The following is a 25,699-nucleotide window of genomic DNA, read 5'->3' on the forward strand; positions in this document are numbered from 1 at the left end:
TCCCGTCTGACACACTGGGGGAATGCGGAGGACCCTCCGCTTGTCCGAGCATAGCAGGAACGGAGGCACCTCCGGTTTGGTGGAATCACGTCGGTCCGACGCGCGCCGGAACCGCGAGAGGCTGCTCGAGGTGGCAACCGCGGCGTTCGCCACCGCAGAGGGGCGACCGGTCTCGCTCGAGTCGATCGCGCGCGACGCCGGCGTCGGGATCGGTACGCTCTACCGCCATTTCCCCAACAGGGAGGCCCTCGTCGAGGCGATCTACCGGGCCGAGCTCGCCGAAGTGGCCGCGGCGGCCGAGCAGCTGCTCAAGCGCTACCCGCCCAAGATCGCCCTGCGCCGCTGGATGGACCGCTACGCGAGCTTCGTGGCCGCCAAGCGCGGGATGGCGGAGTCGTTGCACGCGATGTTCGCCTCCGGCGCCATGCAGCCCAGCCACACGCGCGACAGCATCGTCGGCGCGGTCGACACGCTGGTGCGCGCCGGCGCCGACGACGGGACCCTGCGTGCCGACGTCCACGCCGATGATGTGGTGTCCAGCCTGATCGGCATCTTTTTGGTCAGCGGTTCACCGGAGCAGACGGGCCGCATGTTGGACCTGCTTGTCGCGGGGATAGCCGCGACCTGAGCCTGCCGAGTGCGCTAGCCCACGGCGCGGCTCGCGCCCTCCCAGAACTGCGCCCGGACGGCCTTCTTGTCCGGCTTGCCCAGCCCGGTCACGGGCAGCGAGTCGACGACCACCACCCGCTTGGGCGACTGCACCGAGCCCTTGCGCTCCTTGACCGCGGACTGGATCTCGGCGGTCATCGCGTCGATCGCGGCCTCGTCGCGGGGCGCGTCGGCGCGCAGCACCACCACCGCGGTGACGGCCTCGCCCCATTTGTCGTCCGGCGCCCCGACCACGCACACCTGGGCGACGGCCGGATGCTCGGCGACGACGTCTTCGACTTCCCGCGGGAACACGTTGAAGCCGCCGGTGACGATCATGTCCTTGACCCGGTCGACGATGTAGTAGAAGCCGTCCTCGTCCTCGCGGGCCATGTCGCCGGTGTGCAGCCAGCCGTCTTTGAAAGTTCGGGAGGTCTCGTCGGGTAAGTTCCAGTACCCACCGGCCAAAAGCGGCCCGCCGACACAGATTTCGCCCGGCTCGCCCTGCGGCACCGGATTGCCGTCCTCGCCCAGCAGCGCGACGCGGGCGAACAGCGTCGGACGCCCGCACGAGGTCAGCCGCTTCTCGTCGTGGTCGCCCTTGGCCAGGTAGGTGATGGCCATCGGCGCCTCGGACTGCCCGTAGTTCTGGGCGAAGATCTTGCCGAACCGGCTGATCGCCTCGGCCAGCCGTACCGGGTTGATCGCCGACGCGCCGTAATACACGGTCTCCAGCGACGACAGGTCCCGGGTGTGTGAATCGGGGTGGTCCATGAGCGCGTACAGCATCGACGGCACCACGAACGTGGCCGTGATCCGTTTCTCCTCAATGGTTTTCAGGACCTCGGCGGGATCGAACTTGGGCAGCACGTACATTTGGCCGCCCTTGACCAGGGTGGGGAGGAAATACGCGGCCCCGGCGTGGGACAGCGGCGTGATCATCAAAAACCGCGGCTCCTCGGGCCATTCCCATTCGGCGAGCTGGATCATCGTCATGGTCGAGATCGACTGCGCGGTGCCCATCACGCCCTTGGGCTTGCCGGTGGTGCCGCCGGTGTAGGTCAGCCCGATGATCTGATCCGGAGGCAGGTCGCGGGCAGTCAGCGGCCGCGGCGCGTACTTGTCCGCCTCGGCCGACAGGTCGACGGCGACACCGCGCAGCGCCTCGGGCACCGGACCGATGGTCAGGATCTGGTTGAGCGACGGCACCTTCTCCAGCAGCCCCAGCGCCCGCTCGACGAACATCGGGTTGGGGTCGATGATCAGCGAACTGATGCCGGCGTCCGACAGCACGTAGGCGTGATCGTCCAGCGAGCCGAGCGGGTGCAACGCGGTGCGCCGATAACCCTGGGTCTGCCCGGCGCCGATGATCATCAGCACCTCGGGGCGGTTGAGCGACAGCAGCCCGACGGCGGCGCCGGTGCCCGCGCCCACCGCCTCGAACGCCTGGATGTACTGGCTGATCTTGTCGGCCATCTGACCGCCGGTCAGCGTGGTGTCGCCGAGGAAGAGCACCGGTTTGTTCTTGTGGCGCTTGAGCGCGCCCACCAGCATGTGGCCGTTATGGGTCGGGTTGCGCAACAGCTCGTCACTCATAGCGCCGCTCCTCCTCATCGCTTCTGCTCTGCATCGTCGCCAGCGCGACTCATGGGGCAAGACTAGAACGTGTTGCAATTCGGGTCAGCCGCACCCTCGGCAACGCCCCCGATCATTAGGATCCCTGCACATGGCGCCCGCAGACCTAGTCATCACCGGAACCCTGCTGACCGTCGATGACGCGCGACCCACGGCCGAGGCGCTCGCGGTGGCCGGCGGCCGCATCGTCGCCGTCGGCAGCCGCGCCGAGGTCGCCGACCACATCGGCCCGGGCACCCGAACCATCGACGTCGGCTCGTTCGGTGGAGGCTGCGTTATGCCGGGATTCGTTGAGGCACATGGTCATCCGTTGATGGAGGCCGTCGCGCTGTCGGACCGCATCGTCGACATCCGCCCGGTCACCCTGCGCGACGCCGACGACGTCGTCGCCGCGGTCGCCCGCGAGTCGGCCGCACGAGGCACCGACGGCGCCTACCTCAACGGCTGGGACCCGTTGCTGCAGCCCGGGCTTCCCGAGCCGACGCTGGCCTGGCTGGACGAGATGGCGCCGGACGGCCCGCTGGTGATCATCCACAACTCCGGGCACAAGGCCTACTTCAATTCGCACGCCGCCCGGGGCGCTGGCCTGACCGGCGACACCCCAGATCCCAAGGGCGCCAAGTTCGGCCGCGACGCGCACGGCGAACTCGACGGCACCGCAGAGGAAACCGGCGCGGTGTTTCCGCTGCTGGCCGGCGCCATCGCGCCCGGCGATTACCCGGCGATGTTGCTCGCCGAGTGCGCCCGGCTGAACCGAGCGGGCCTCACCACCTGCTCGGAGATGGCCTTCGACCCGGGGTTTCGGCCCCTGGTCGAGCAGCTGCGCGGCGAGCTGACGGTCCGGCTGCGCACCTATGAGATCTCAAACCCGCAGCTGCACACCGACGCCACCCCCGGCGAGGGCGACGACATGCTGCGCCAGGTCGGCATCAAGATCTGGGTGGACGGCTCGCCGTGGGTGGGCAACATCGCGCTGTCCTTCCCGTACCTGGACACCGCCGCCACCCGCACCATCGGGGTGACGCCGGGGTCCTGCGGGCACGCCAACTACACCCGGGAGCAGCTGAGCGAGATCGTCGGCGCCTACTTCCCGCGGGGCTGGCCGATGGCGTGCCACGTCCAGGGCGACGCGGGCATCGACACCATCCTCGACGTCTACGAAGAAGCGCTGCGCCGCGATCCGCGCCCCGATCACCGGTTGCGCCTCGAACACGTGGGCGCCATCCGGCCCGATCAACTCCAACGAGCCGCCGACCTCGGCGTCACCTGTAGCATCTTCGTCGACCAGATCCATTACTGGGGCGACATCATCGTCGACGGCCTGTTCGGCCCGGAGCGCGGATCCCGTTGGATGCCAGCGGGTTCCGCGGTGGCCACCGGGATGCGGATCTCGCTGCACAACGACCCGCCGGTCACCCCCGAGGAGCCGCTGCGCAACATCAGCGTGGCCGTGACCCGCACGGCGCCCAGCGGCCGGGTGCTGGCGCCCGAGGAGCGGTTGACGGTCGATCAGGCCATTCGCGCGCAGACGATCGACGCCGCCTGGCAGCTGTTCGCCGACGATGTGATCGGCTCGCTGCAGGTCGGCAAGTACGCCGACATGGTGGTGCTGTCGGGCGATCCGCGCACCGTGCCGCCGGAGCGGATCGCCGACCTCGAGATCCGCGCGACGTTTCTCGCGGGTCGCCAGGTCTACCAGCGGTGACTCGCCCTTTTTTGCCGGCGCTTGCGGACCTTTTGGACCGCCTGCACGTGGTGGCGCTGCCGATGCGGGTGCGCTTTCGCGGCATCACCATCCGCGAGGTCGCCCTGATCGAGGGCCCGGCCGGCTGGGGCGAATTCGGGGCATTCGTCGAATACGGCCCGCACGAGGCCGCGCACTGGCTGGCGTCGGCCGTCGAGGGCGCGTACCGCCCGCCCCCGCCGGTGCTCCGGGACCGCATCCCCATCAACGCCACCGTGCCGGCCGTCCCCGCCGCCCGCGTCGCCGAGGTGCTGGCCCGGTTCCCCGGGGCCCGCACCGCCAAGGTGAAGGTCGCCGAGCCCGGCCAGACGCTGGCCGACGACGTCGAACGGGTCAATGCCGCGCGCCGGCTCGTTCCCACCGTGCGGGTGGACGCCAACGGCGGCTGGACCGTCGAGGAGGCGGCCCGAGCGGCGGCCGCGCTGACCGCCGACGGCCCGCTGGAGTACCTGGAGCAGCCCTGCGCGACCGTCGACGAGCTCGCCGCGCTTCGCCGCCACCCGGACATGCCGGGCGTGCCGATCGCGGCCGACGAGAGCATCCGCAAGGCTGACGACCCGCTCGCCGTGGTCCGCGCCGGTGCCGCCGACATCGCGGTGCTGAAAGCCGCTCCGCTGGGCGGCATTTCGGCCCTGCTGGGCATCGCCGCGCGGATCGACATCCCGGTCGTGGTCTCCAGCGCGCTCGATTCGGCGGTGGGGATCGCCGCCGGGCTGACCGCTGCGGCGGCCCTGCCGGAACTGCGCCATGCCTGCGGGCTCGGCACCGGCGGGCTGTTCTCAGCAGACGTGGCCGACGTCGCCGTCCCCGTCGACGGCTTCCTCCCGGTGGCGCCGGTGACGCCCGACCCCGCACGGTTACAGGCGCTGGCCGCACCCCCCGCGCGGCGCCAGTGGTGGATCGACCGGGTCAAGTCCTGCCACCCGCTCCTTGTACCGTCGTCCGGGTGATTAACCTGGCTTACGACGATCGCGGGTCCGGTGAACCCGTCGTTTTCATCGCTGGCCGCGGCGGCGCGGGACGCACCTGGCATCCCCATCAGCTTCCCGCGTTTGTGGCCGCCGGATATCGGTGCATCACCTTCGACAACCGCGGGATCGGTGCCACCGAAAACGCCGAGGGGTTCACGACGCAGACCATGGTCGGCGACACCGCCGCGCTGATCGAGTCGCTGGACCTGGCCCCGGCGCGGATCGTCGGGGTGTCCATGGGTTCGTTCATCGCGCAGGAACTCATGGTGTCGCGGCCCGAGCTGGTCAGCGCCGCGGTGCTGATGGCCACCCGCGGCCGGCTGGACCGCGCGCGGAAGTTCTTTTATGACGCCGAGGTCGAGCTATACGCCTCCGGGATCGAGATGCCGCCCGCGCTGGACGCGAGAAACCGCCTGCTGGAAAGCTTTTCGCGCAAAACGATCAACGACGACGCGGCCGTCGCCGACTGGATCGCGATGTTTTGCACCTGGCCGGTCAAGCAGACCCCGGGGCTGCGCTGCCAGCTGGACGTCTCCCCGCAGACCAACCGGTTGCCCGCCTACCGCAGCATCGCCGCGCCCGCGCTGGTGATCGGCTTCTCCGACGACGTGGTGACGCCGGCCTACCTGGGGCGCGAGGTTGCCGATGCGATGCCCAACGGCCGGTACCTGCAGATCCCCGACACCGGTCACCTCGGGTTCCTGGAGCGGCCCCAGGCCGTCAACACCGCGGCGCTGCAGTTCTTCGCCGGGGTGAGGGCCTAGTCCATCCCGGTCCATCCCGGTCCATCCCGGTCCATCCCGGTCCAGCCCCGCAACTCCACGCTCGGCGCGTGGTCAGCGGGTTATGACACCCTGTAGGAGTGAACCCCTCGACGACACAGGCCCGCGTCGTCGTTGACGAGCTGATCCGCGGCGGCGTCCGCGACGTGGTGCTATGCCCCGGGTCGCGCAACGCGCCGCTGGCGTTCGCGCTGCAGGACGCCGACCGGTCCGGCCGGATCCGGTTGCACGTTCGCATCGACGAGCGCACCGCCGGCTACCTGGCGATCGGGCTGGCGATCGCCGCCGGCGCGCCGGTGTGCGTCGCGATGACATCCGGGACCGCGGTGGCCAACCTCGGTCCGGCGGTGCTGGAGGCGAACTACGCGCGGGTGCCGCTCATCGTGCTGTCGGCCAACCGGCCCTACGAATTGCTGGGCACCGGGGCCAACCAGACCATGGAGCAGCTGGGCTATTTCGGCACCCAGGTCCGCGCGGCCATCAGCCTGGGCCTGGCCGAGGACGCGCCCGAGCGGCTGGACGCGCTCAACGCCACGTGGCGATCGGCCACCTGCCGAGTCCTGGCGGCGGCCACGGGATCTCGCACCGCCAACGCCGGTCCCGTCCAGTTCGACATCCCGCTGCGCGAGCCGCTGGTGCCCGATCCCGAACCCCGCGGCGCCGTCATTCCCCAGGGGCGGCCCGGCGGTAAGCCGTGGACGTACACGCCGCCCGTCTCGTTCGACCAGCCGCTGGACATCGACCTGTCGCCCGACACCGTCGTCATCGCCGGCCACGGCGCCGGCGAGCACCCCAACCTGGCGCAGCTGCCGACCGTCGCCGAGCCCACTTCATTTTCTGGCCGGCCCGTGCCTAATCCGCTGCACCCATTGGCGCTGCCGCTGCTGCGCCCCAAGCAGGTGATCATGCTCGGCCGCCCGACGCTGCACCGCCCGGTGTCGGCGCTGCTGGCCGACCCAAAGGTGCCGGTGTACGCGCTGACCACCGGGCCGCGCTGGCCCGACGTCTCGGGGAACTCGCAGGCCACCGGCACCCGGGCGGTCACCTCCGGCGCCCCGGATCCGGCCTGGCTGAAGCGCTGCGCGGAGGTCAACAGGCACGCGAACGAAGCGGTGCGCGGTCAACTCAAGGCGCACCCGCTGACCACCGGGCTGCATGTGGCCGCGGCCGTCGCCGACGCGCTGCGGCCCGGCGACCAGCTGGTGCTCGGCGCGTCCAACCCGGTCCGGGATGCGGCGCTGGTGGGTCTGGACCCCGATGGCATCAAGGTGCGCTCCAACCGCGGCGTTGCCGGCATCGACGGCACCGTCTCCACCGCCATCGGGGCGGCCTTGGCTCACGAGGGGTCGCACGAGGGGTCACACGAGGGACGCACCGTCGCGCTCATCGGCGACCTGACGTTCGTCCACGACAGCTCTGGGCTGCTGATCGGCCCCACCGAACCCACGCCGCAGCGGCTGACCATCGTGGTGTCCAACGACAACGGCGGTGGCATCTTCGAACTGCTCGAGCAGGGCGACCCCCGGTTCTCCGACGTGTCCTCGCGCATCTTCGGCACCCCGCACGACGTCGACGTCGGCGCGCTGTGCCGCGCCTATCACGTGGAGAGCCGGCAGATCGAGGTCGACGACCTCGACGCGGCCCTCGATGAGCCGGGTGCCGGCATGCGGGTGCTGGAGGTCAAGGCCGACCGGTCCTCGCTGCGACAACTACACGCTGCCATCAAAGCTGCGCTGTGACGTCACCAAAAGCGTTGTTGCGCATCCTGCTTCATGGTCGCAGTGATGAGCCGCCGAGGACCCGGGCCAGGATTGTGTTGGGGTGGGCGCGGATTGCGGTGTTGATCGTGGCCGGTTTGGTCACGCTGCAGTCGTTGCTGCTGGTGGCCGGCGCCTGGCGCGACGACATTGCGATTCAACACAACATGGGGGTGGCGCAGGCGGAGGTGCTCAGCGCCGGGCCGCGGCGCTCCACAATCGAATTCGTCACACCCGAGCGCGTCACCTACCGCCCCGAACTCGGTGTGCTGTATCCGTCCGAATTGGCGACGGGCATGCGGATTTACGTCGAGTACAACAAGAGGGACCCCAACTTGGTCCGGGTGCAGCACCGCAACGCCGGGCTGGCGATCATCCCGGCGGGTTCGATCGCGGTGGTGGCGTGGCTGGTTGCGGCGGCGGCGCTGATTGGCCTGGCGCTGCTGGACAGGAGGCTGGACCGCCGCGCCGAGGCGTCCGACCAGGAGATTTCGCGCGACGTATGCTCGTAGGCAACCTTTCCGACAGGCGATGCTGACATCGTGGTGTCGTGCGCGTTGCTATCGTCGCCGAGTCGTTCCTCCCCAATGTCAACGGTGTCAGCAATTCAGTGCTGCGCGTCTTGGAGCACCTGCGGCGGACGGGTCACGAGGCCCTCGTCATCGCACCTGACAACCCGCCGGGTCAGCCGCGGGCGGATCGAATTCACGACGGCATTCGGGTGCATCGCGTGCCGTCGCGGATGTTCCCGAAGGTGACCACGCTGCCGCTGGGTGTGCCGTTGCCCCGAATGGTGAGCGTGCTACGCGGATTCGACCCCGACGTGGTGCATCTGGCGTCGCCGGCCCTGCTCGGCTACGGCGGCGTCAAGGCAGCTCGCTGGCTGGGGGTCCCGACGGTCGCGGTGTACCAGACCGACGTCCCCGGCTTCGCGGCCAGTTACGGCATCCCGATGACGACCCGGGCGGCCTGGGCGTGGTTCCGCCACCTTCACCGACTCGCCGACCGCACCCTGGCCCCGTCCAGCGTGACGATGGAATCCCTTGTCGCACATGGATTTCCCCGGGTACACCGGTGGGCACGCGGCGTCGACGTGCTGCGTTTCGCGCCGTCGGCGCGCAGCGAGGAGCTCAGGCGGCGGTGGTCGCCGCAGGGCAAGCCGATCGTCGGCTTCGTGGGCCGGCTGGCGCCGGAGAAGCACGTCGAGCGCCTGGTCGCGCTGAACGCCGGCAATTCCGTACAGGTGGTCATCGTCGGCGACGGCGTCGATGAAACCAAGCTGCAATCCGCCATGCCCACAGCGGTTTTCACCGGTGCGCTGTACGGCGAGGAGCTCGCCGCGGCGTATGCCAGCATGGACGTGTTCGTGCACACCGGTGAACACGAGACGTTTTGCCAAGTCGTGCAGGAGGCGCTCGCCTCGGGGCTGCCGGTGATCGCGCCCGACGCCGGCGGGCCGCGCGACCTCATCGCCCCGTGTCGCACCGGACTGCTGTTGCCCGTCAACGAGTTCGAGGCTCAGCTGCCCGGCGCCGTGGCGCATCTGCTCGCCGAGCGGCACCGCTATGCGCCCGCCGCCCGCCGCAGCGTGCTCGGCCGCAGCTGGCCGGTCATCTGCGACGAGCTGCTCGGCCACTACGAGGCGGTGCTGTCGCCCTTCACCCGGCGGCGGGTGTCCGCGACGCGATACGCCTTGGGCGAGTGACGATCTGCGCTCAACCCTGCGCGAGCTCGGCGACCGGCTGCCACTGCTCCCAATTGCGTAGCCGGCTCTCGTAGTCGGCCCTGGCCGTTTCCAGCGGCGACGCGCCGAAGAAGACTCGCAGCGGCGGTTCCTTGGCGTCGACCACCTTCAGCAGCGCGGCGGCGGATGCCTCTGGGTTGCCCGGGCTGGCCCAGCGCTTGCTGCGCTCGGCCTGCACGGCGGCGCGAATCTCATCGTACGCCGGCAGCGAGTCGGCGTGCTTGGCCGAATCTCCCGCCCAGTCGGTGTCGAAGCCGCCCGGTTCGATCAATGTGACGTGCACGCCGAACGGGGCGACCTCCTGGGCCAGTGCCTGCGAGAAGCCCTCCAGCGCCCACTTGGACGCGTGGTAGATGCCGACCAACGGGAACGCGGTGATGCCCCCGATCGACGACACCTGGATGATGTGTCCGCTGCGCTGCTCCCGCAGGTAGGGAAGAGCGGCCTGGGTGATCCACAGGGCGCCGAACACGTTGGTCTCGATCTGATCCCGCGCGTCTTGCTCGGAGAGCTCCTCGACGAAGCCGAACTGGCCGTAGCCGGCGTTGTTGATCACGATGTCCAGGCGCCCGAAATGGTCGTGCGCCTGCTTGACCGCGGCGAAGTCGGCTTCGCGATCGGTGACGTCCAGCCGAATCGGCAGCAGCGCGTCGCCGTACTTCTCTGCCAGGTCGTCCAGCGATGCGGTGTTGCGCGCCGTCCCGGCGACCTTGTCACCCCGCTCCAGTGCGGCGATCGCCCACGCCCGTCCGAAGCCTCTCGATGTACCGGTGATAAACCAAACTTTTTCAGTCACGCAGCCCTACAACGCGCTCGTCGTCATCTCATTCCCGGGCTAACTGCCCGGCTCCTCCTCACCCCGCTTCGCGGGCCGCATCGTCGTCGGGCGGGCGGCCGGTAGCGTTGCCGTCGTGAGTCGCGCGGCATTGGACAAGGACCCCCGCGACGTCGCGTCGATGTTCGACGGCGTGGCCCGCCGTTACGACGTGACCAACACGGTGCTGTCGCTGGGTCAGGACCGGCATTGGCGGCGGGCCACCCGGTCGGCGTTGCGGATTGGCCCCGGCCACAAGGTGCTCGACCTCGCCGCCGGCACCGCGGTGTCCACCGTGGAGCTGAAGAAATCGGGGGCGTGGTGTGTGGCGGCCGACTTCTCTGTCGGGATGCTGGCCGCCGGCGCCGGTCGCAGGGTGCCCAAGGTCGCCGGCGACGCCACCAAGCTGCCGTTCGGCGACGAGGTCTTCGACGCGGTGACGATCAGCTTTGGGTTACGCAACGTGGCCGACCAGCAGGCCGCCCTGCGCGAGATGTTCCGCGTCACCCGGCCCGGCGGCCGGTTGGTGGTGTGCGAATTCTCCACGCCCACCAGCGCGCTTTTCGCCACGGTCTACAAGGAATATCTGATGCGGGCGCTGCCGCGGGTGGCGCGGGCGGTGTCGAGCAACCCCGAGGCCTACGTGTACCTGGCCGAATCGATCAGGGCCTGGCCGGACCAGGCCGGGCTGGCGCAGCGGATTTCAGCGGCCGGGTGGTCGGCGGTGCGCTGGCGCAACCTGACCGGGGGCATCGTGGCGCTGCACGCGGCGTACAAGCCGCCCAACTAAGGTTTAGCGGCCGGCCCGCTGGATGAAGCCGACCTGGTCGGGGCAGTAGTGGTCGATCGCGGCGCCCAGGAACTGGAACGCCTGACCCTGCGTGGTGCCCAGCGGCAGGTTGTGCTGGAGGAAGTTGGCCGACTTGTACGGGTCGCCGTCCACGCCGTGGCCGATTCGGTCACAGGCGATCTTGCCCAGCCACGCGAGCTGGTCCTGCGGACCGTATACGCCGAAGTGGTTGACGGTCTGCTTGAACGTGTAGTCGTAGTCGTCGGCCTGCGCCGGCGCCGCCAGTGCGATAGCGGCACCGACCACGGCGCCGACACCAGCCAGCCTCGTACCCTTCATTAGCCGGACTATACACCTGATGTTTTCACGAGCCCAGGTGCGCGGATAGCAGCCACGCGGCGACGGACCTGAGCCCGTTCGGCTCTTCGCGCACCCCGGTGAACGGCAGGTCGGGGGAGCTGTCGGGCAGGTTGCCGTGGATGCGCGCCGGCCTGATCTCGTCGATGACCCAGTACCTGGCCACCACGTCGCGCAGCTCGTCGGCGGTGACCGCGTTGATCGGGCCCCCGGGCACCGCGGTCTTGTCGAAGACCAGGGCGAAGTAGGAGGCCCCGGGCGCCGCGGCCCGCTTGATCGATTGCTGGTAGCCGTCGCGCGCCTCGACCGGGATGGAGTGGAACAGGGTGCTGTCGACGATGGTGCCGAACCGCCCGTCATAGCCCGTGAAGGAACTGATGTCGGCCACCTCGAAGGTGGCGTTCGTCAGGCCCCGCTTCTCGGCCTCTTTTCGGGCCAGCTGGATCGCGGTGGGGGAGAGGTCCAGGCCCACCGTCTTGTGTCCTCGTTCGGCGAGCGCCAGCGATATCGCCGCTTCCCCACAGCCCACGTCCAGGACGTCGCCGTGGAACTTGCCCTGCTCGATCAGGGCCGCCAGCTCCGGCTGCGGGGCGCCGATGCTCCACGGCGGGCGCACGCCCGCACCGAATGGGGATTCACCCCGGTAGGCACCTTCGAATTGGAAATCCACTGGTTGAGTCATGTGCTCCTGTATATCAAGCAGCCTGATATATGTCAACGGTTTTGATATGATAGGGGCGGATTGGCGCAGGCCGGCAGAAGCTGGCTTAGCTGAACGGCTTTCGGTGATCGATGAGCTGTGACAGCCGGCCGCCGCCGCGCCAGGCGCGCGCCACCCAATCGGCGTCGTCGTCGGTGACCAGGTTCGCCATCACCCGCACCGCGATGGACATCAGCCTCGTCGAGCGCATCGCCATCGGCCCCGTGGTGGGCAGGAACCGCTGGAAGGTCAGCAGCAGGGCCAGCCGGCGCGCCACCGAGAACCCGCGGCCGTAGTGCTGATGCAGCAGCGACGGCCACACGCGCGACAGGTCGCGCGAGCCCGGCAGCCCGGCGGCCAGCCGCCCGGTCTCCAGGCCGTAGTCGATGCCTTCGCCGTTGAGCGGGTTGACGCAGGCCGCCGCGTCGCCGATCAACATCCAGTTGGGCCCGGCCACCCCCGAGACCGCGCCGCCCATCGGCAGCAACGCCGACGACACCGCCCGCGGCTCGCCGGTAAAGCCCCACTCGTCGCGGCGCAGGTCGGTGTAGTAGCAGATCAGCGGTCGCAGCGCCAGATCCGCCGGGCGCTTCGACGTCGACAATGCTCCGACGCCGATGTTCACCTCGCCGTTGCCCAGCGGGAAGATCCAGCCGTAGCCGGGCAGCACGGCGCCGTCGGGGGAGCGCAGCTCCAAGTGCGAGGTCAGCCAGGGGTCGTCGGATCGCGCGGTGGCCAGATAGCCGCGTGCGGCGACGCCGTACACCGTTTCCTGATGCCAGCGCCGGCCCAGCTTGCGGCCCAGCGACGACCGGGCCCCGTCGGCGACGATCAACTTGCCGCAGCGCACCTCGGTCCCGTCGGCCAGCGTCAGCGACACCACCCGCGTCGACGAGTCATGGTGAACCGCAACGGCTTTGGTACCAAGCAGCATCCGCGCCCCGGAGTCCTCGGCGCATTTGCGGATGCGGTCGTCGAGCTCCAGGCGGGCCACCGCGCTGCCGGTCGACGGGAAGGACGGGCCCGGCCAGTCGACCTCCACCTCGCCGCCGAATCCGCTCATCCGCAATCCGCGGTGCCGGATGCGCGTATCGAGCCAGTCGCCCAGCCCCAGCCGTTCCAGCTCGGCGACGGCGCGCGGCGTCAGACCGTCGCCGCACGGCTTGTCGCGGGGAAAGCCGGCCGAGTCGATCACCAGCACGTCGTCGCCGGCGCGGGCGGCCCAGGCTGCCGCGGCCGAACCGGCGGGTCCGGCGCCCACGACCACCAGGTCGGCTGCGATCTTCACACCCACCAGTATGTTGGTCGCGTGAGCACTCCGGCGACGGTGGTCGCGGGCATCGACTTTGGAGACGCCGCGTTTGCCGCGACCGTGCGGGACGGTGTCGGGCGCATCGAGCAGCTGATGGACACCGAACTGCACGGCGCGGACGCGGTGATGACCGATTCGCTGACGCACCTGTTCAAGGCCGGCGGCAAGCGGTTCCGGCCGCTTTTCACCGTGCTGTCGGCGCAGCTCGGGCCGAACCCGGATGCGGACGAGGTGACGATCGCGGGCGCGGTCATCGAACTGGTGCACCTGGCCACGCTGTACCACGACGACGTGATGGACGAGGCGGAGGTGCGCCGCGGCGCGCCCACCGCGAACGTGCGCTGGGGCAACAACGTCGCGATCCTGGCCGGCGACTACCTGTTCGCGACCGCGTCGCGGCTGGTGTCGCGGCTGGGGCCGGAGGCGGTGCGGCTCATCGCCGAGACCTTCGCCCAGCTGGTGACCGGGCAGATGCGCGAGACCCGGGGCCTGAGAGAAGGGGCCGAGGGGGCGGACCCGGTCGAGCACTACCTGAAGGTGGTGTACGAGAAGACGGCCTGCCTGATCTCGGCGGCGGGCGAATTCGGGGCGATGTTCTCGGGCGCCGACAGCGAGCAGGTGCAGCGGCTCAGCCGCCTGGGCGGCATCGTCGGGACCGCTTTTCAGATCTCCGACGACATCATCGACATCGACAGCGACTCCCATGAATCCGGGAAGCTGCCCGGCACCGATGTGCGCGAAGGCGTGCACACCCTGCCCATGGTCTACGCGCTGCGCGAGCCCGGGCCCGAGGCGGCGCGGCTGCGCGAGCTGCTGGCCGGGCCCGTCGACGACGACGAGGCGGTGGCCGAGGCGCTGGCGCTGTTGCGGGCGTCGCCCGGCATGGCCAAGGCCAAACAATTCCTGGCGCAGTATGCGGAGCAAGCACGCCAGGAGCTGGCCCTTTTGCCTGACCTACCCGGTCGGCGCGCGCTGGAGACGCTGGTCGACTACACGGTCAGCCGCCACGGTTAGCGCCCTAAATAACCCAGCGGAACCTCGACCACCGTCTCAGGCGTTCAATGAGCAGTAGTTGATGCTCCAAGGAGGACACCGATGACCTGGCATCCGCATGCCAACAGGTTGAAGACGTTCGCCCTGCTGGTCGGTATGTCCACGTTGATCGTGTTTGTCGGGTCGTTGTTCGGCAGGACCGCGATGTTCATTGCGGTGCTGTTCGCAGTCGGCATGAACATCTACACGTACTACAACAGCGACAAGCTGGCGTTGCGTGCGATGCACGCCCAGCCGGTTTCGGAGCTACAGGCGCCGGTGATGTATCGGATCGTGCGCGAGCTGGCCACCTCCGCGCACCAACCGATGCCCCGCCTATACATCAGCGACACCAACGCGCCCAACGCGTTCGCCACCGGCCGCAACCCGCGCAACGCCGCGGTGTGCTGCACCACCGGCATCCTGCAGATCCTCACCGAGCGCGAGCTGCGCGCCGTACTGGGACACGAGCTTTCGCACGTCTACAACCGCGACATCCTGATATCTTGCATTGCCGGCGCGATGGCGTCGGTGATCACCGCGCTGGCCAACATGGCCCTGTGGGCCGGCATGTTCGGCGGCAACCGCGATGGTGAGAATCCCTTTGCGCTGCTGCTGGTTTCGCTGCTGGGCCCGATCGCCGCGACGGTGGTGCGGCTGGCGGTGTCGCGGTCGCGCGAGTATCAGGCCGACGAATCGGGCGCCGTGCTGACCGGCGACCCGCTGGCCTTGGCGTCGGCCCTGCGCAAGATCTCCGGTGGGGTGCAGCTGGCCCCGTTGCCGCCCGAGCCGCAGTTGGCCAGCCAGGCGCACCTGATGATTGCCAACCCGTTCCGCGCGGGTGAGCGGATCGGGTCACTGTTTTCGACACACCCGCCGATCGAGGACCGCATCCGCCGGCTGGAGGAGATGGCGCGGGGATAAGGCCCGCCGTTGTTCGCGGGCGTAACGCCACGGCGAAATATCGGCTTCAAAATCGCCGCAGGGTTACGCCCGCGAAGCCGTCGACGCGGCGAATTACGCAGCGGCCCCGGGCCGTTCGGTCTCCTTGATCAGATCGTGGGGGCGCCGTAGGGCGAGGTGCCCCGTCTCGAGCGTTCCCTGAAGGCGAACCGTGCCACCCGTGGCCTGGTATTGGCGCTGCCAGTCGGTGATCGCTTGACGCGCGGCGTGATCGAGGTAGTTGACCGAAAGCTCCACCGTCACAACGTTTCCAGCGGGGACAGACGCCAGCACACGGGTCAACCGAGGTAGCGCGAGAAACGTGCATGCCGCGCCCTCGATCATCACGCGCCAGCCGTCCTCGACGGGCGTAGCCGCCACCTTGGCCCGGATCACCCGCCATCCGGTCAGCGTGATGGCCAGCGCCAGTCCGATCAACACACCGTGCAGCAGATTGAGGAAGATGACGCTCACCGCGGTCACCACGTAGACCGCGAGATCCCCGTTCTTCAATGCGGTTTCGATGTGCGCCGGCTTCAGCAGCTGGATGCCGATGACGATCAGCAGGCCGGCGAGCGCGGCGGTCGGGATCTCTTCGACCAATTCCGAGAACGGAACCGTGAACAGCAGGATCCACACGCCGTGCATGACCGAGGAGGCCCGGGACCGAGCGCCCGCGTTGACGTTAGTTGAGCTGCGGACGATCACGCCGGTGACCGGCAGGCCGCCGATGGCCCCCGACACGACGTTGGCGGTGCCCTGACCGATCAGCTCGCGATTGAAGTCGGTCCGCGGGCCATTGTGCATCCTGTCGACCGAGACCGCCGACAGCAGGCTCTCCACGCTGGCGATCAGCGCGACCGTGATCACGCCGATCGCCACCGCGCCCCAGTTGCCGTGCGGAAGGTCGGGCAGCTGCAGCGCATCCAGCGGCGACCCGTCGAGATCGATGCGCCGCACCTGGAACGGGAAGACCACCGAGATCAGGGTCACTCCCACAATGGCGACCAGCGGTCCGGGAACGGCGCGCAACCGAGCCGGAACCCACCGCCAGGCGACCAGGATCGCGATCACCAGCACCCCCAGGATCACGCCGGGCCGGTGCGCGCCAATGATCTGACCCGGCAGGCCGACGAGATTGTGCCAGGCATCGCTTTTGGACTTTCCGCCCAGCAACACGTGGGCTTGTTGCAGCGCGATGGTGATGCCGATGCCGGCGAGCATGGCGTGCACGACGACGGGTGAGATCGCCAGCGCGGCTCGCGCAACGCGGCTGAGACCCAACAAAACCTGCAGCCCCCCCGCGGCGGCGGTAATCAAACACGTTACGCCCCAGCCGAAGTCGGAAACCAGATCGGCGACCACCACGGTCAGGCCGGCGGCCGGCCCACTGACCTGCAGCGGTGATCCGCCGAGGCACCCGACGATGATGCCGCCGACGATCGCGGCGATCAGGCCGGCGAGCACCGGGGCGTTGGACGCGATCGCGATGCCCACCGACAACGGAAGGGCGACCAGGAAAACCACCAGTGACGAAGGCAGGTCATGCCGAGCAACGGATCGTAGCCGTTCCCTTCGTGATTCCTTGTGTCCCTGCTGAAAAACTTGGTCGCCGCGCTGTTCGATGTGTTGCATCGGTCGCTTTCCCTCATCGGTCTTTGCGGGGGAAGTTCGGAATATCCGGCCCCGGGATCACGCTGCGTTGCGTCGGCGTAGCTTCTTGGCGCGCAAAGGATTACAACCGCGCCAGCGGCAGCTCAAAGCCCTGCTACGTCGTTCGACGGTATTTTGCGACAAACCGCCGGTCAAGGCGGCGACCCCGGCGCATAGGGAATGCAAATATTTTCGTTACGAGTTGTTTGGTTGACAGCTCAGAACCCGGCGCCGTGGACCTCGTGCCCGGGGACCTCGACCATCAAGCCCCGGTAGGCCTGCTCGACGGTCGCGCCGTGGTTGATCACCGCGTCGACCTCGCGCGCGATCGGCATGTTCAGGCCGAACTCGCTGGCGAACTCCATGATCACGCTGGCGGCCTTGACACCCTCGGCGACCTGGCTCATCGACGCGATGATCTCGTCGATCGGCTTGCCCGCGCCGAGCTGTTCGCCGACGTGGCGATTGCGGCTGCGCTGGCTGGTGCAGGTGACGATGAGGTCTCCCAGACCGGCCAGCCCGGGGAAGGTGTCGGGGTGGCCGCCTATCGCCGCGCCCAGTTTGGTCATCTCGCGCAGCGCCCGCGCGATCACCAGTGCGCGGGTGTTTTCGCCGATGCCCAGCGAGTAGCCCATCCCGGCGGCGATCGCGTAGACGTTCTTCAGGGCGCCGGCCATCTCGACCCCCACGACGTCATCGGTGGTGTAAACCCGGAAGCGGCGGGTGCGGAACAACCCCGAGAGCCGGGTCGCGAGATGCTGGTCGGGCATGGCCAGCACCGCCGCGGCGGCGTAGCCCTCGGCCACCTCGCGGGCGATGTTGGGTCCGGCCAGGATCCCCGCCGGATGACCGGGCAGCAGCTCCTCGATGATCTGCGACATCCGCATGTTGGTGCCCTGCTCGAGGCCCTTGACCAGCGACACGAACGGCACCCACGGCCTGAGTTCCTTGGCCAGTTCGGTGAGCACGCCCCGAAAGCCGTGCGACGGCACGCCCATGACCACGACATCGGCGCAGCTGGCGGCCTCGGAGAAGTCGGTGGTGGCGCGAAGCGTTTCGCTCAGGATGACATCGTTGCCCAGATAGCGGCTGTTGCGGTGATTCTCGTTGATGTCCTTGGCCGTCGCTTCGGAGCGCACCCACTGCAGCGTCGGCCCGCGGCGCGCGCAGATGGACGCAACGGTGGTCCCCCAGGAACCGCCACCGAGCACAACGACCGTGGGTTCGCGCTGCTGAGCTGCCATGGGCATCAGCGTATTGCCGACATCCGGGATTTAGAAGCAGTTCACCCGGCGAGTGCTACCCGGCCGGCCACCCGCCCGAAGACCATCGCCTCGTCGATGCGGTCGAACCGGTAGTCGATGGCATCGGCGAAGTAGTTCTGCCGCACATTCCACGGCCGCCGGGTCCCGGACTTGGGCAGCGCGTGCCCCGACCGCTTCACATAGTTGGCCTGTATGTCCCAGGAGGGCTTGACGTCCATCGGCTCGTCGCCGCGGTGGGGGTAGGCATGGGTGTAGCCGTGAGTTGCCATGTGGGCCAGCAGCTTCGCCGTCGCACGCGCGGTGATATCGGCCCGCAGCGTCCAGGACGCATTCGTGTAGCCCACGCACCAGAACAGGTTGGGCACGTCTTCGAGCATGTGCGCCTTGTAGACGAAGCGGTCGCGGTGGTCGACCTTGGCGCCGTCCAGGCTGATCGTGGCCCCGCCCAGCGCCTGCAGCTGCAGGCCCGTGGCCGTGACGATGATGTCGGCGTCAAGGTGACCACCGGATTCCAGTGCGATGCCGGTGGCGTCGACATGGTCGATGTGGTCGGTGACCACCTCGGCGCGGCCCGCGCTGATGGCGGCGTACAGGTCCGCGTCGGGAATCAGGCATACCCGCTGGTCCCACGGCTTGTACCGCGGCTTGAAGTGGGTGTCCACGTCGTAGCCGTCGGGCAGGTTCTTGATCGCAACCCGCCGCAGCAACCACTTCACGAACCGCGGAACCTTGCGGGACAAGAACCAGAACACCGCTTCCAGCAAGGCGCTGTTCATCCGGATGGCCAAGTGGGACGCCTTGCGCGGCAATAGCTTCCGGGCCAGGGCGGCGAAGCTGCTGTATTTGGAGGCCGACATTATGTAAGTGGGCGAGCGCTGCAGCATCGTGACCTTTCCGGCCCGGTCGCTCAGCGCCGGGATCAGCGTGACCGCGGTGGCCCCGCTGCCGATCACCACGACCTTCTTGCCGGTGTAGTCCAGTTCTTCGGGCCAGTGCTGGGGATGCACCACGGCGCCCTCGAACCGCTCGATGCCGGGGAAGTCCGGGGTGTAGCCCTCGTCGTAGTTGTAGTAACCGCTGGCGAAGAACACGAACCGGCCGCGGTACAGCCGGCGGGCGCCGTCCTGCTCGACGGTGACCGTCCAGGTGTCGGTCGACGAATCCCAGTCCGCCGAGCGGACATGGCTGTTGAACCGGATGTGCCGGTCGATGCCGTACTTGCGCGCGGTCGCGCCGAGGTACTCGCGGATGTGGACGCCGTCGGCGACGCCTTCCCTGCGGGTCCACGGCTCGAAGGGGAACGACAGCGTGAAGATGCTGCTGTCCGAGCGAACGCCGGGGTAGCGGAACAGGTCCCACGTGCCGCCGATCTGCGCGCGCCGCTCGAGGATGGTGTAAGTCAGGCCCGGGTTGCGCTCGGTGATCCGATACGCCGCGTCGATGCCGGAGATGCCGGCGCCGACGATGACGACGTCGAAGTAGTCGGCGTCATGGGGAGCCGCGGTCATCGTGAACCTCGCTTGGAAAACGAACGCCGCGAGCGTAACGCCACGGCGAAAAACGGCGCGGATTTTCGCCGTGGCGTTACGCTCGGCGCGGGTCTCACGGGCTCGCGCATTGCTATCGGTAGTTGACGAACTGCAGCGCGACGTCCAGGTCGGCGTCCTTCAGCATCGCGATGACGGCCTGCAGGTCGTCGCGTTTCTTGCTGCTGACGCGGACCTCGTCGCCCTGGATCTGGGTCTTGACGTTCTTGGGCCCCTCGTCGCGGATCAGCTTGGTGATCTTCTTGGCGTTCTCGCTGCTGATGCCCTGCTTGAGGGTGCCGGTGATCTTGTAGGTCTTGCCCGAGGCCTGCGGCTCGCCGGCGTCGAAGGCCTTCATGGAGATGTCGCGGCGGATCAGCTTCTCCTTGAAGACGTCGACGGCGGCCTTGACGCGCTCCTCGGTCGAGGAGGTCAGCTCGATGGCCTCATCGCCCTTCCACGTGATCTTGGTGTCGGTGCCGCGGAAGTCGAAGCGGGTGGCCAGCTCCTTGGCGGCCTGGTTGAGCGCGTTGTCGACCTCCTGCCGATCCACCTTGCTGACGATGTCGAACGATGAATCCGCCATTCGATCCGTCCCTTCCTCGGTTGATGGCCGTTTGTGCCTTGTCTACCCGTTCGTTGTAACCTGTCTGGCGGCAGGTTGCCCGAGCGGCCAATGGGAGCGGACTGTAAATCCGTCGGCTTACGCCTACACAGGTTCGAATCCTGTACCTGCCACCAATCGGAGAGAATTATCTGACCGCCGTCCACCGGCTCAGCAGAGTCGATCTCCGCAGGACGTGCCCAGCGGCGATGAATGCGGCTGAAACCACCAGTGATGCGCAAGTGCGACGGCTGTCGTAAAGGTACGTCGAACGCGTCACCGGCGAGAGCTGATTCAGCCGTGTTGAGGCAGACCACAGAGTCGGCGCAACACCTGCAGTCCTTGCGGTGTTCCAGGCCAATGTTTTTGCAGCATCTCAGGGCCTGCGGTGCGCACGACGATGCGCAGCATGATCGCGACGACGAGGGCGTCATCGAGGAATCCGATGACCGGGATGAAATCCGGTATCAGATCGATGGGCGAGACGAGATAGCACAGCAGCAGCACCAGCTCGACGCGGACCATCCGCGGCACCGCGCCGTCGGTGGCCACGCGCTTGAATAACCGCAGCAGATCGGGCAGCAACCGGATCATGTCGCCGACGCCGAGGTCGTCCGGTTTGGCCAGCCAGATCGCGGCAACCAGGATGAGCCACGCCAGCACGATGCCGCTCAGGGCACCGACCACAATCGACCACACCGCTGAATCCTGTCGCAGAGCTGCTGCTGGGGCGGGTCCCCCGTTTACCGGCAGTTCAAACCCCGTTCACCTTACCTTGGGTTGACGCGGTGGGCGCAGGGGAGCGCGCGTCGCAGCAAAGCAGCGTGCAGGCGCTATCGCCTGATGCACAAGATGGGCTGCTAGCTCGTCAGCGTCGTGTGGGCGAACCCGGGGCTGGCGTCGACCCCCGGTTAGGGTAGCCTCACTTGATCCCAGGCCGCGCCGCACCGCACGAAGGAGTCGAGGGTGACCGATACAACCACGCCGGTGGCGGAAGGAGGATCGCCGCGACCCATCTCCCGGGGCGGACGCTGGCTGCGGCTCGGGCTGCTGACGGTGTGGGGCCCGGGCCTGGTGGTCATGTTGGCCGACACCGACGCGGGCTCGCTCATCACCGCGTCACAGTCCGGTGCGCAGTGGGGTTACCGGATGGTCCTGCCCCAGTTGATCTTGATGCCGATTTTGTATGTCGTGCAGGAGATGACGGTGCGGCTGGGCATCGTCACGAAACGGGGGCACGGCGCGCTGATCCGGGAACGGTTCGGCCGCTTCTGGGCCTGGATCTCGGCGTTCACGCTGTTCGCTTCGGCGATCGGGGCGCTGCTCACCGAGTTCGCCGGCGTCGCCGGGGTCGGCGAGCTGTTCGGCGTCTCGCGGTGGGTCAGCGTCCCGGTCGCGACCGCGGCGCTGCTGGGACTGGCCTTGACGGGCAGCTACCGGCGCGTCGAACGCATCGGCCTGGCCATCGGCGCCGCCGAACTGGCCTTCCTGGTCGCCATGGTCATGTCCCGGCCGGACCCGGAAGCGCTTCTGAACGGCCTGAAGTCGATGCCGCTGGGCAACTCGTCGTACCTGCTGCTGATCGCGGCCAACGTCGGCGCCGTCATCATGCCCTGGATGGTCTTCTACCAACAGGGCGCGGTGGTCGACAAGCACCTGTCGGTCGCCACCATCCGCCAGGCCCGCCACGACACCGCCGCCGGCGCGGTGCTGACCCAGCTGATCATGATCGCGGTGGTGGTCACCATGGCCTCGACGATCGGGAAGCACAACGGCGAGGCGACGCTGAACACGGTCGGCCAGATCGCCACCTCACTTACCCCGTACCTCGGCCACGTCGGTGGCACCGTCTTGTTCGGCCTGGGCATGCTGGGCGCGGCGCTGGTCGCCGCGATCGTCGCCTCGCTCGCCGGGGCGTGGGGTCTCTCGGAGGTGTTCGGGTGGCGGCACACCCTCAACCAGCGGCCCAACCGCGCCACCGCGAAGTTCTACATCACCTATGCGCTTGCCCACCTCATCGGCGCCGCGCTCGTCCTGGCCAGCGTCGACCTGGTCAACCTGGCGGTCGACGTCGAGGTGATGAACGCCCTGCTGCTGCCCATCGTGCTCGGGTTGCTGCTGGCGCTGGAGGCCCGCGCGCTGCCCGAGGAGTGGCGGATGCGCGGCGTTCACAAATACGTCGCCCGCGCCCTGTGCCTTCTCGTGATGGGGTTCGGGCTCTACATGGTTCCGCAGGCCCTCGGCTGGACCTAGTCCTTCAGGACCAGGGGCCCGGGAAGCGGCCGTCCTGATCCTGCACCATCACGATCTCCTTGCAGTCTCCGTTCAGCGCCGCGGCGTTCTCGCCGCGGCACACCAGCGTCCAGCCGGAGATCCGCGCGAACGGCCGGACCGACCAGGTCGTCGCGATCGGATCGGTGGCGGGCAAGGCCAGGACCGCGAACGTGTTGCCCGTGTTGGTGATGTAGAGGTGGTCTTCGAAGAACGCCAATTTCGAAATCGACATCTTGTTGGCGTCGTCACGCGTCTTCAGCAGATCCCACTTCTGCGTCCGCAGGTTCCACACCCCGAACCCGAACTGCGACGTATCCGAATTGCGGCCGTCGACGAACAACTTCCCGTCCGACAGCGTCGCCGCCAAACCGCCGCCGGAGATCCGGTCTGTATCCCCGACTTTGATCAGCGATTTGGCGTTCAAGTCGTAGAACATCGTCGAGAGCACCGACGGGCTGGACGGATCCGAATACGTGATCTTCACCAGTTTGTCTGGGCCGTCGGATAATTCGGCGTCGACGCTGGAGATGTCGTTGTCCTGATAAATCGCTTCCCCGCTGGGGCGGCGCAGTTCGGCTCCCGACGTCTTGGTGGCGTCGGTGTTGCGTTGAAACGCGAGGACGTCCTGCCACACGCGGCCGGGCTGCGGATCGTTCCACGCCGTCGAAAGATCGGTGCCGGAAAGGATCACGGTCCGGGGCGGCGACGCGGGCGCGTGCCCATCGGTGAAGGCGTTCACCCACGCCACGCCGGATGCGGTCGAGGCCAGCGCCCATTCGGCCGGTGCGGTCAATTTCAGGTCGGGGGTCGGCGGCTGCAGTTCCTTGGTCACTAACGGCTGGCCCGCCTTCAAATCGAAGGCATACGCCGTCGTCTTGGTGATCTCGGGTTGCGGGGCTTGCGCCGGTTTGACGGTGGATACGACGTAGACGACCTTCATGTCGTCGGTGGTGCCGGTCAGCGCGCACATGCCGCCGGTGAGGTTTTCGCCGGCGGCGACGCTCGGGACGGCCGGCGCCACGTACTGTCCCGATTTCGTATCGAAGACCTTGGGCCGGACGTCCTGCAGCGCCGTTTTGCTTTGCGAAAACTTTTCCGGACAACCGAAGTAGGCCGTGCCGCCATAGCTTTTCCAGTCCTTCTCCAGGGGACCGGTTACCGGAGGCGGCGCGGAAACCTTGCTGGTGGCGGTCTGGGCGGTCGAAGTCGAGGTGGTCGGTGTGGCCGCGGGCGGACCCACGGTTTCCGAACACGACGCGGTGACGAGACAGCCGGCCACCGCGATCGGGGCAAACCAGTGTAAGGACACAGTTTGCCCCTCGATCCCACGCATCAATAAACCCCCGTTAAGTTCGTGCAACCAACGAGCGTAAGGCCGGGCCGCCGCCACCGCGACTCTTGTGCGGGCGCCGGTGCGACGTTGACTACGTGATACACCGGAGGCCATGACTGCTCTGGCCGACGAGACCCGCTGGATGGACGCCACGGATCAGGCGGCGCTGGTGGCCAACGGCGATGTCACGCCGAGCGAACTGCTGGAGGCGGCGATCGCGCGGATCGAGCGAGCCAACCCGTCGCTGAACGCCGTCGTCATCGAGTGGTTCGACCACGCCCGTTCCGTGGCCGCCGACCCGGACCTGCCCAACGGCCCGTTCCGCGGCGTCCCCTTTTTGCTCAAGGACCTCTACACCAGCTTCGCCGGCCAGACGCTGTCGAACGGAAATGTCGCGCTGAAAGCGGCCGCCAAGATCGACGCCCGCGACACCACGCTCGTGGCCCGGTTCAAGGCGGCCGGGCTGGTGATCGCCGGCCGGACGAACACCCCCGAGCTGGGCAGCCTGCCGACCACCCAGCCGATCGCGTGGGGAGCGACCCGCAATCCCTGGGCGTTGAACCGCACGCCGGGCGGGTCGAGTGGCGGCGCGGCCGCCGCGGTGGCCGCCGGGATGGTCCCGTTCGCGAACGCCTCGGACGGCGGCGGAAGCATCCGCATCCCGGCGTCCTGCTGCGGGCTGGTGGGACTCAAGCCGAGCCAGGGCCGGATCACCGTCGGGCCGGTGCGCGCCGAGGCGGGCCTGGGCGTCGAACTGTGCGTCAGCCGCACGGTGCGCGACACGGCGGGGCTTCTCGACGCGGTCCGCGGACCCGGCGTCGGGGACGCGGTGATCGCGCCGGCGCCGCGGCGCCCCTACCTCGATGAGGTCGGCGCCGACCCAGGCCGGCTGCGCATCGGGCTGCTCGACGTCCACCCGCGCGGCGATTCCCTGCACGAAGACTGCGTCGCGGCCGTGCGCGCCGCCGGGTCGAAGCTGGAGGGGCTCGGGCACATCGTCGAGCCGGCGTGGCCGGCCTGCCTCGCCGATACCACGTTGACCAAAGAGTTCATGGCGCTGTGGGCGACACAGATGGCGATGGGCGTGCGCGGCTTCGGCCGGACGCTGGGGCGAGAGCTGACCTCGGCCGAGGTCGAGCCGGTGAACTGGGTGCTCGCCGAGCGGGCCCGTCAGGTCAGCGCGCTCGACTACGCGGTGGCGCAGGAGGCGGTCTATGCGTTCCGGCGGGCGCTGCAGCAATGGTGGGCCGACGGCTGGGACCTGTTGCTTACCCCCACCGTGGCCGAGCCGCCGCCGTTCCTCTCGGAGTTCGAGAACGATCCCGAGCACCCGACGGCGCCGATGCGGCGCGCCGGTCGGTTCGCCGTGTTCACGCCGCCCTTCAACATGAGCGGCCAGCCGGCGATCAGCCTGCCCCTGCACCGCAACGCCGACGGAGTGCCCATCGGCGTACAGCTGGCCTCGGCGTACGCCCGGGAGGACGTCCTCATTCGCGTTGCGGCCCAACTGGAATCGGCCCACCCGTGGGTGTCCGCTCGCCCGGCGATCGCGTGACGCTCATTTCTGCGAGCGCGGGCAAAATCTGAAATCGGTTCTGCCACCTGCCGCAGCGGCTTGCATATTCCCTGGCTAGCACCCCAATCCGACCGCCACGTTCCGGCCCGGAAAGAGAGCTCCGACAGGCAGGGATGGACGGCCGAAACTTGTCGTAGGTGGCTGCGATGATGACGTTATGTCTTCGATCGCATCGTCTGCCGCGGTGTTGAGTCCTGCTGAGCGTGTTGAGGTGTTGTTCGAGGAGTTGGCGGAGTTGGC

The 25,699-nt window shown here is 68.4% G+C and carries 24 protein-coding genes and 1 tRNA gene; 14 read left to right on the plus strand and 11 right to left on the minus strand.

All coding sequences use genetic code 11. From position 1 onward, the window contains the following. The first annotated feature begins 76 nt into the window (after positions 1-76). On the plus strand, positions 77-628 hold the full coding sequence (locus A5764_RS13035; RefSeq protein ID WP_067113919.1) for a TetR/AcrR family transcriptional regulator: 552 nt from the start codon (positions 77-79) through the stop codon (positions 626-628). Positions 629-642: 14 nt separating this feature from the next. Here the strand turns inward: A5764_RS13035 and fadD8 are convergent, their stop codons facing one another. After that, positions 643-2,262, minus strand: a complete 1,620-nt coding sequence (fadD8, locus tag A5764_RS13040) for a fatty-acid--CoA ligase FadD8 (RefSeq protein WP_369807315.1) — start codon at positions 2,260-2,262, stop codon at positions 643-645. 112 nt (positions 2,263-2,374) lie between these two features. Between fadD8 and A5764_RS13045 the strand changes: the two genes are divergently transcribed. From A5764_RS13045 to A5764_RS13070, 6 genes are all read left to right on the plus strand, one after another. Beyond that, the gene (locus tag A5764_RS13045; RefSeq protein ID WP_067113921.1) at positions 2,375-3,988 is read left to right on the plus strand and encodes an amidohydrolase; all 1,614 of its coding nucleotides are present in this window, start codon (positions 2,375-2,377) and stop codon (positions 3,986-3,988) included. Next, positions 3,985-4,977 (plus strand): o-succinylbenzoate synthase, encoded by a 993-nt coding sequence (locus tag A5764_RS13050; RefSeq protein ID WP_156664655.1) that lies wholly within the window; start codon positions 3,985-3,987, stop codon positions 4,975-4,977. Before A5764_RS13045 ends, A5764_RS13050 begins: the two co-directional genes overlap by 4 nt. Further along, positions 4,974-5,762 carry an alpha/beta fold hydrolase gene (locus tag A5764_RS13055; protein ID WP_067113922.1) on the plus strand — a complete coding sequence of 263 codons (789 nt, stop codon included), beginning with the start codon at positions 4,974-4,976 and terminating at the stop codon, positions 5,760-5,762. Before A5764_RS13050 ends, A5764_RS13055 begins: the two co-directional genes overlap by 4 nt. Before the next feature lie 98 nt (positions 5,763-5,860). Beyond that, positions 5,861-7,519 (plus strand): 2-succinyl-5-enolpyruvyl-6-hydroxy-3-cyclohexene-1-carboxylic-acid synthase, encoded by a 1,659-nt coding sequence (menD, locus tag A5764_RS13060; protein WP_067113923.1) that lies wholly within the window; start codon positions 5,861-5,863, stop codon positions 7,517-7,519. Next, a complete protein-coding gene (locus A5764_RS13065; RefSeq protein WP_067113924.1) occupies positions 7,516-8,049 on the plus strand; it encodes a DUF3592 domain-containing protein in 534 nt (177 codons plus the stop codon). The genes menD and A5764_RS13065 overlap by 4 nt, the downstream gene beginning before the upstream one ends. 38 nt (positions 8,050-8,087) lie before the next feature. Continuing rightward, positions 8,088-9,242 carry a glycosyltransferase family 1 protein gene (locus tag A5764_RS13070; protein ID WP_067113925.1) on the plus strand — a complete coding sequence of 385 codons (1,155 nt, stop codon included), beginning with the start codon at positions 8,088-8,090 and terminating at the stop codon, positions 9,240-9,242. A 10-nt stretch (positions 9,243-9,252) separates the two neighbouring features. Here A5764_RS13070 and A5764_RS13075 read toward each other — a convergent pair whose 3' ends face one another. Next, positions 9,253-10,077 (minus strand): SDR family oxidoreductase, encoded by an 825-nt coding sequence (locus A5764_RS13075; protein WP_067113926.1) that lies wholly within the window; start codon positions 10,075-10,077, stop codon positions 9,253-9,255. A gap of 115 nt (positions 10,078-10,192) precedes the next feature. On the opposite strand from A5764_RS13075, the gene A5764_RS13080 reads away from it, so the two are divergent. Continuing rightward, on the plus strand, positions 10,193-10,885 hold the full coding sequence (locus A5764_RS13080; RefSeq protein ID WP_067113927.1) for a demethylmenaquinone methyltransferase: 693 nt from the start codon (positions 10,193-10,195) through the stop codon (positions 10,883-10,885). A 3-nt stretch (positions 10,886-10,888) separates the two neighbouring features. Here A5764_RS13080 and A5764_RS13085 read toward each other — a convergent pair whose 3' ends face one another. The 3 genes from A5764_RS13085 to menJ form a co-directional block, all read right to left on the minus strand. Then, positions 10,889-11,224 carry a DUF732 domain-containing protein gene (locus tag A5764_RS13085; protein ID WP_067113928.1) on the minus strand — a complete coding sequence of 112 codons (336 nt, stop codon included), beginning with the start codon at positions 11,222-11,224 and terminating at the stop codon, positions 10,889-10,891. A 25-nt stretch (positions 11,225-11,249) separates the two neighbouring features. Next, positions 11,250-11,924 carry a class I SAM-dependent methyltransferase gene (locus A5764_RS13090; protein WP_067113929.1) on the minus strand — a complete coding sequence of 225 codons (675 nt, stop codon included), beginning with the start codon at positions 11,922-11,924 and terminating at the stop codon, positions 11,250-11,252. An 85-nt stretch (positions 11,925-12,009) separates the two neighbouring features. After that, complete coding sequence (menJ, locus tag A5764_RS13095) at positions 12,010-13,230, minus strand: menaquinone reductase (RefSeq protein WP_369807316.1); 1,221 nt, start codon at positions 13,228-13,230, stop codon at positions 12,010-12,012. A gap of 21 nt (positions 13,231-13,251) precedes the next feature. Between menJ and grcC1 the strand changes: the two genes are divergently transcribed. Together grcC1 and htpX are read left to right on the plus strand one after the other, a co-directional pair. Next, on the plus strand, positions 13,252-14,268 hold the full coding sequence (gene grcC1 / locus A5764_RS13100) for a nonaprenyl/(2E,6E)-farnesyl/geranylgeranyl diphosphat synthase (protein WP_067113930.1): 1,017 nt from the start codon (positions 13,252-13,254) through the stop codon (positions 14,266-14,268). An 81-nt stretch (positions 14,269-14,349) separates the two neighbouring features. Further along, positions 14,350-15,210: a zinc metalloprotease HtpX gene (htpX, locus tag A5764_RS13105; protein WP_067113931.1), complete on the plus strand. Its 861-nt coding sequence runs from the start codon at positions 14,350-14,352 to the stop codon at positions 15,208-15,210. 93 nt (positions 15,211-15,303) lie between these two features. Here htpX and A5764_RS13110 read toward each other — a convergent pair whose 3' ends face one another. The 4 genes from A5764_RS13110 to A5764_RS13125 form a co-directional block, all read right to left on the minus strand. Further along, positions 15,304-16,863: a SulP family inorganic anion transporter gene (locus tag A5764_RS13110; RefSeq protein ID WP_067113932.1), complete on the minus strand. Its 1,560-nt coding sequence runs from the start codon at positions 16,861-16,863 to the stop codon at positions 15,304-15,306. 236 nt (positions 16,864-17,099) lie between these two features. Further along, a complete protein-coding gene (locus tag A5764_RS13115) occupies positions 17,100-18,125 on the minus strand; it encodes an NAD(P)H-dependent glycerol-3-phosphate dehydrogenase (protein WP_067113933.1) in 1,026 nt (341 codons plus the stop codon). Between the two features lie 41 nt (positions 18,126-18,166). Then, complete coding sequence (locus A5764_RS13120) at positions 18,167-19,654, minus strand: NAD(P)/FAD-dependent oxidoreductase (protein WP_067113934.1); 1,488 nt, start codon at positions 19,652-19,654, stop codon at positions 18,167-18,169. 112 nt (positions 19,655-19,766) lie between these two features. Continuing rightward, positions 19,767-20,258, minus strand: a complete 492-nt coding sequence (locus tag A5764_RS13125) for a YajQ family cyclic di-GMP-binding protein (protein WP_067113935.1) — start codon at positions 20,256-20,258, stop codon at positions 19,767-19,769. Positions 20,259-20,327: 69 nt separating this feature from the next. Here A5764_RS13125 and A5764_RS13130 point away from each other — a divergent pair. Then, positions 20,328-20,413: transfer RNA gene (locus A5764_RS13130), tRNA-Tyr, on the plus strand. Between the two features lie 157 nt (positions 20,414-20,570). Here the strand turns inward: A5764_RS13130 and A5764_RS13135 are convergent. Then, positions 20,571-20,975: a YkvA family protein gene (locus tag A5764_RS13135; protein WP_231989696.1), complete on the minus strand. Its 405-nt coding sequence runs from the start codon at positions 20,973-20,975 to the stop codon at positions 20,571-20,573. Positions 20,976-21,242: 267 nt separating this feature from the next. On the opposite strand from A5764_RS13135, the gene A5764_RS13140 reads away from it, so the two are divergent. After that, on the plus strand, positions 21,243-22,529 hold the full coding sequence (locus tag A5764_RS13140; RefSeq protein ID WP_067113937.1) for an NRAMP family divalent metal transporter: 1,287 nt from the start codon (positions 21,243-21,245) through the stop codon (positions 22,527-22,529). A 4-nt stretch (positions 22,530-22,533) separates the two neighbouring features. On the opposite strand, the gene A5764_RS13145 is transcribed toward A5764_RS13140, so the two are convergent. After that, a complete protein-coding gene (locus A5764_RS13145; protein WP_369807317.1) occupies positions 22,534-23,883 on the minus strand; it encodes a hypothetical protein in 1,350 nt (449 codons plus the stop codon). A 112-nt stretch (positions 23,884-23,995) separates the two neighbouring features. Here A5764_RS13145 and A5764_RS13150 point away from each other — a divergent pair, with 112 nt between their 5' ends. Together A5764_RS13150 and A5764_RS29380 are read left to right on the plus strand one after the other, a co-directional pair. After that, entirely contained in the window at positions 23,996-25,438 is a 1,443-nt protein-coding gene (locus A5764_RS13150; RefSeq protein WP_067113938.1) for an amidase, read from the plus strand. Positions 25,439-25,616: 178 nt separating this feature from the next. Then, on the plus strand, positions 25,617-25,699 hold an 83-nt coding region (locus A5764_RS29380; protein WP_231989699.1), incomplete at its 3' end, for a hypothetical protein.

The sequence above is a fragment of the Mycobacterium sp. 852002-51057_SCH5723018 genome (genome assembly GCF_001667035.1).
Lineage (GTDB): Bacteria > Actinomycetota > Actinomycetes > Mycobacteriales > Mycobacteriaceae > Mycobacterium.

Bases quoted from the DNA above. Each gene is read 5' to 3' on its own strand.
- fadD8 (WP_369807315.1), bottom strand. From the start codon at position 2,262: ATGAGGAGGAGCGGCGCTATGAGTGACGAGCTGTTGCGCAACCCGACC.
- A5764_RS13045 (WP_067113921.1), top strand. From the start codon at position 2,375: ATGGCGCCCGCAGACCTAGTCATCACCGGAACCCTGCTGACCGTCGAT.
- A5764_RS13085 (WP_067113928.1), bottom strand. From the start codon at position 11,224: ATGAAGGGTACGAGGCTGGCTGGTGTCGGCGCCGTGGTCGGTGCCGCT.
- A5764_RS13090 (WP_067113929.1), bottom strand. From the start codon at position 11,924: ATGACTCAACCAGTGGATTTCCAATTCGAAGGTGCCTACCGGGGTGAA.
- htpX (WP_067113931.1), top strand. From the start codon at position 14,350: ATGACCTGGCATCCGCATGCCAACAGGTTGAAGACGTTCGCCCTGCTG.
- A5764_RS13110 (WP_067113932.1), bottom strand. From the start codon at position 16,863: ATGCAACACATCGAACAGCGCGGCGACCAAGTTTTTCAGCAGGGACAC.
- A5764_RS13115 (WP_067113933.1), bottom strand. From the start codon at position 18,125: ATGGCAGCTCAGCAGCGCGAACCCACGGTCGTTGTGCTCGGTGGCGGT.
- A5764_RS13120 (WP_067113934.1), bottom strand. From the start codon at position 19,654: ATGACCGCGGCTCCCCATGACGCCGACTACTTCGACGTCGTCATCGTC.
- A5764_RS13125 (WP_067113935.1), bottom strand. From the start codon at position 20,258: ATGGCGGATTCATCGTTCGACATCGTCAGCAAGGTGGATCGGCAGGAG.
- A5764_RS13145 (WP_369807317.1), bottom strand. From the start codon at position 23,883: ATGCGTGGGATCGAGGGGCAAACTGTGTCCTTACACTGGTTTGCCCCG.
- A5764_RS13150 (WP_067113938.1), top strand. From the start codon at position 23,996: ATGACTGCTCTGGCCGACGAGACCCGCTGGATGGACGCCACGGATCAG.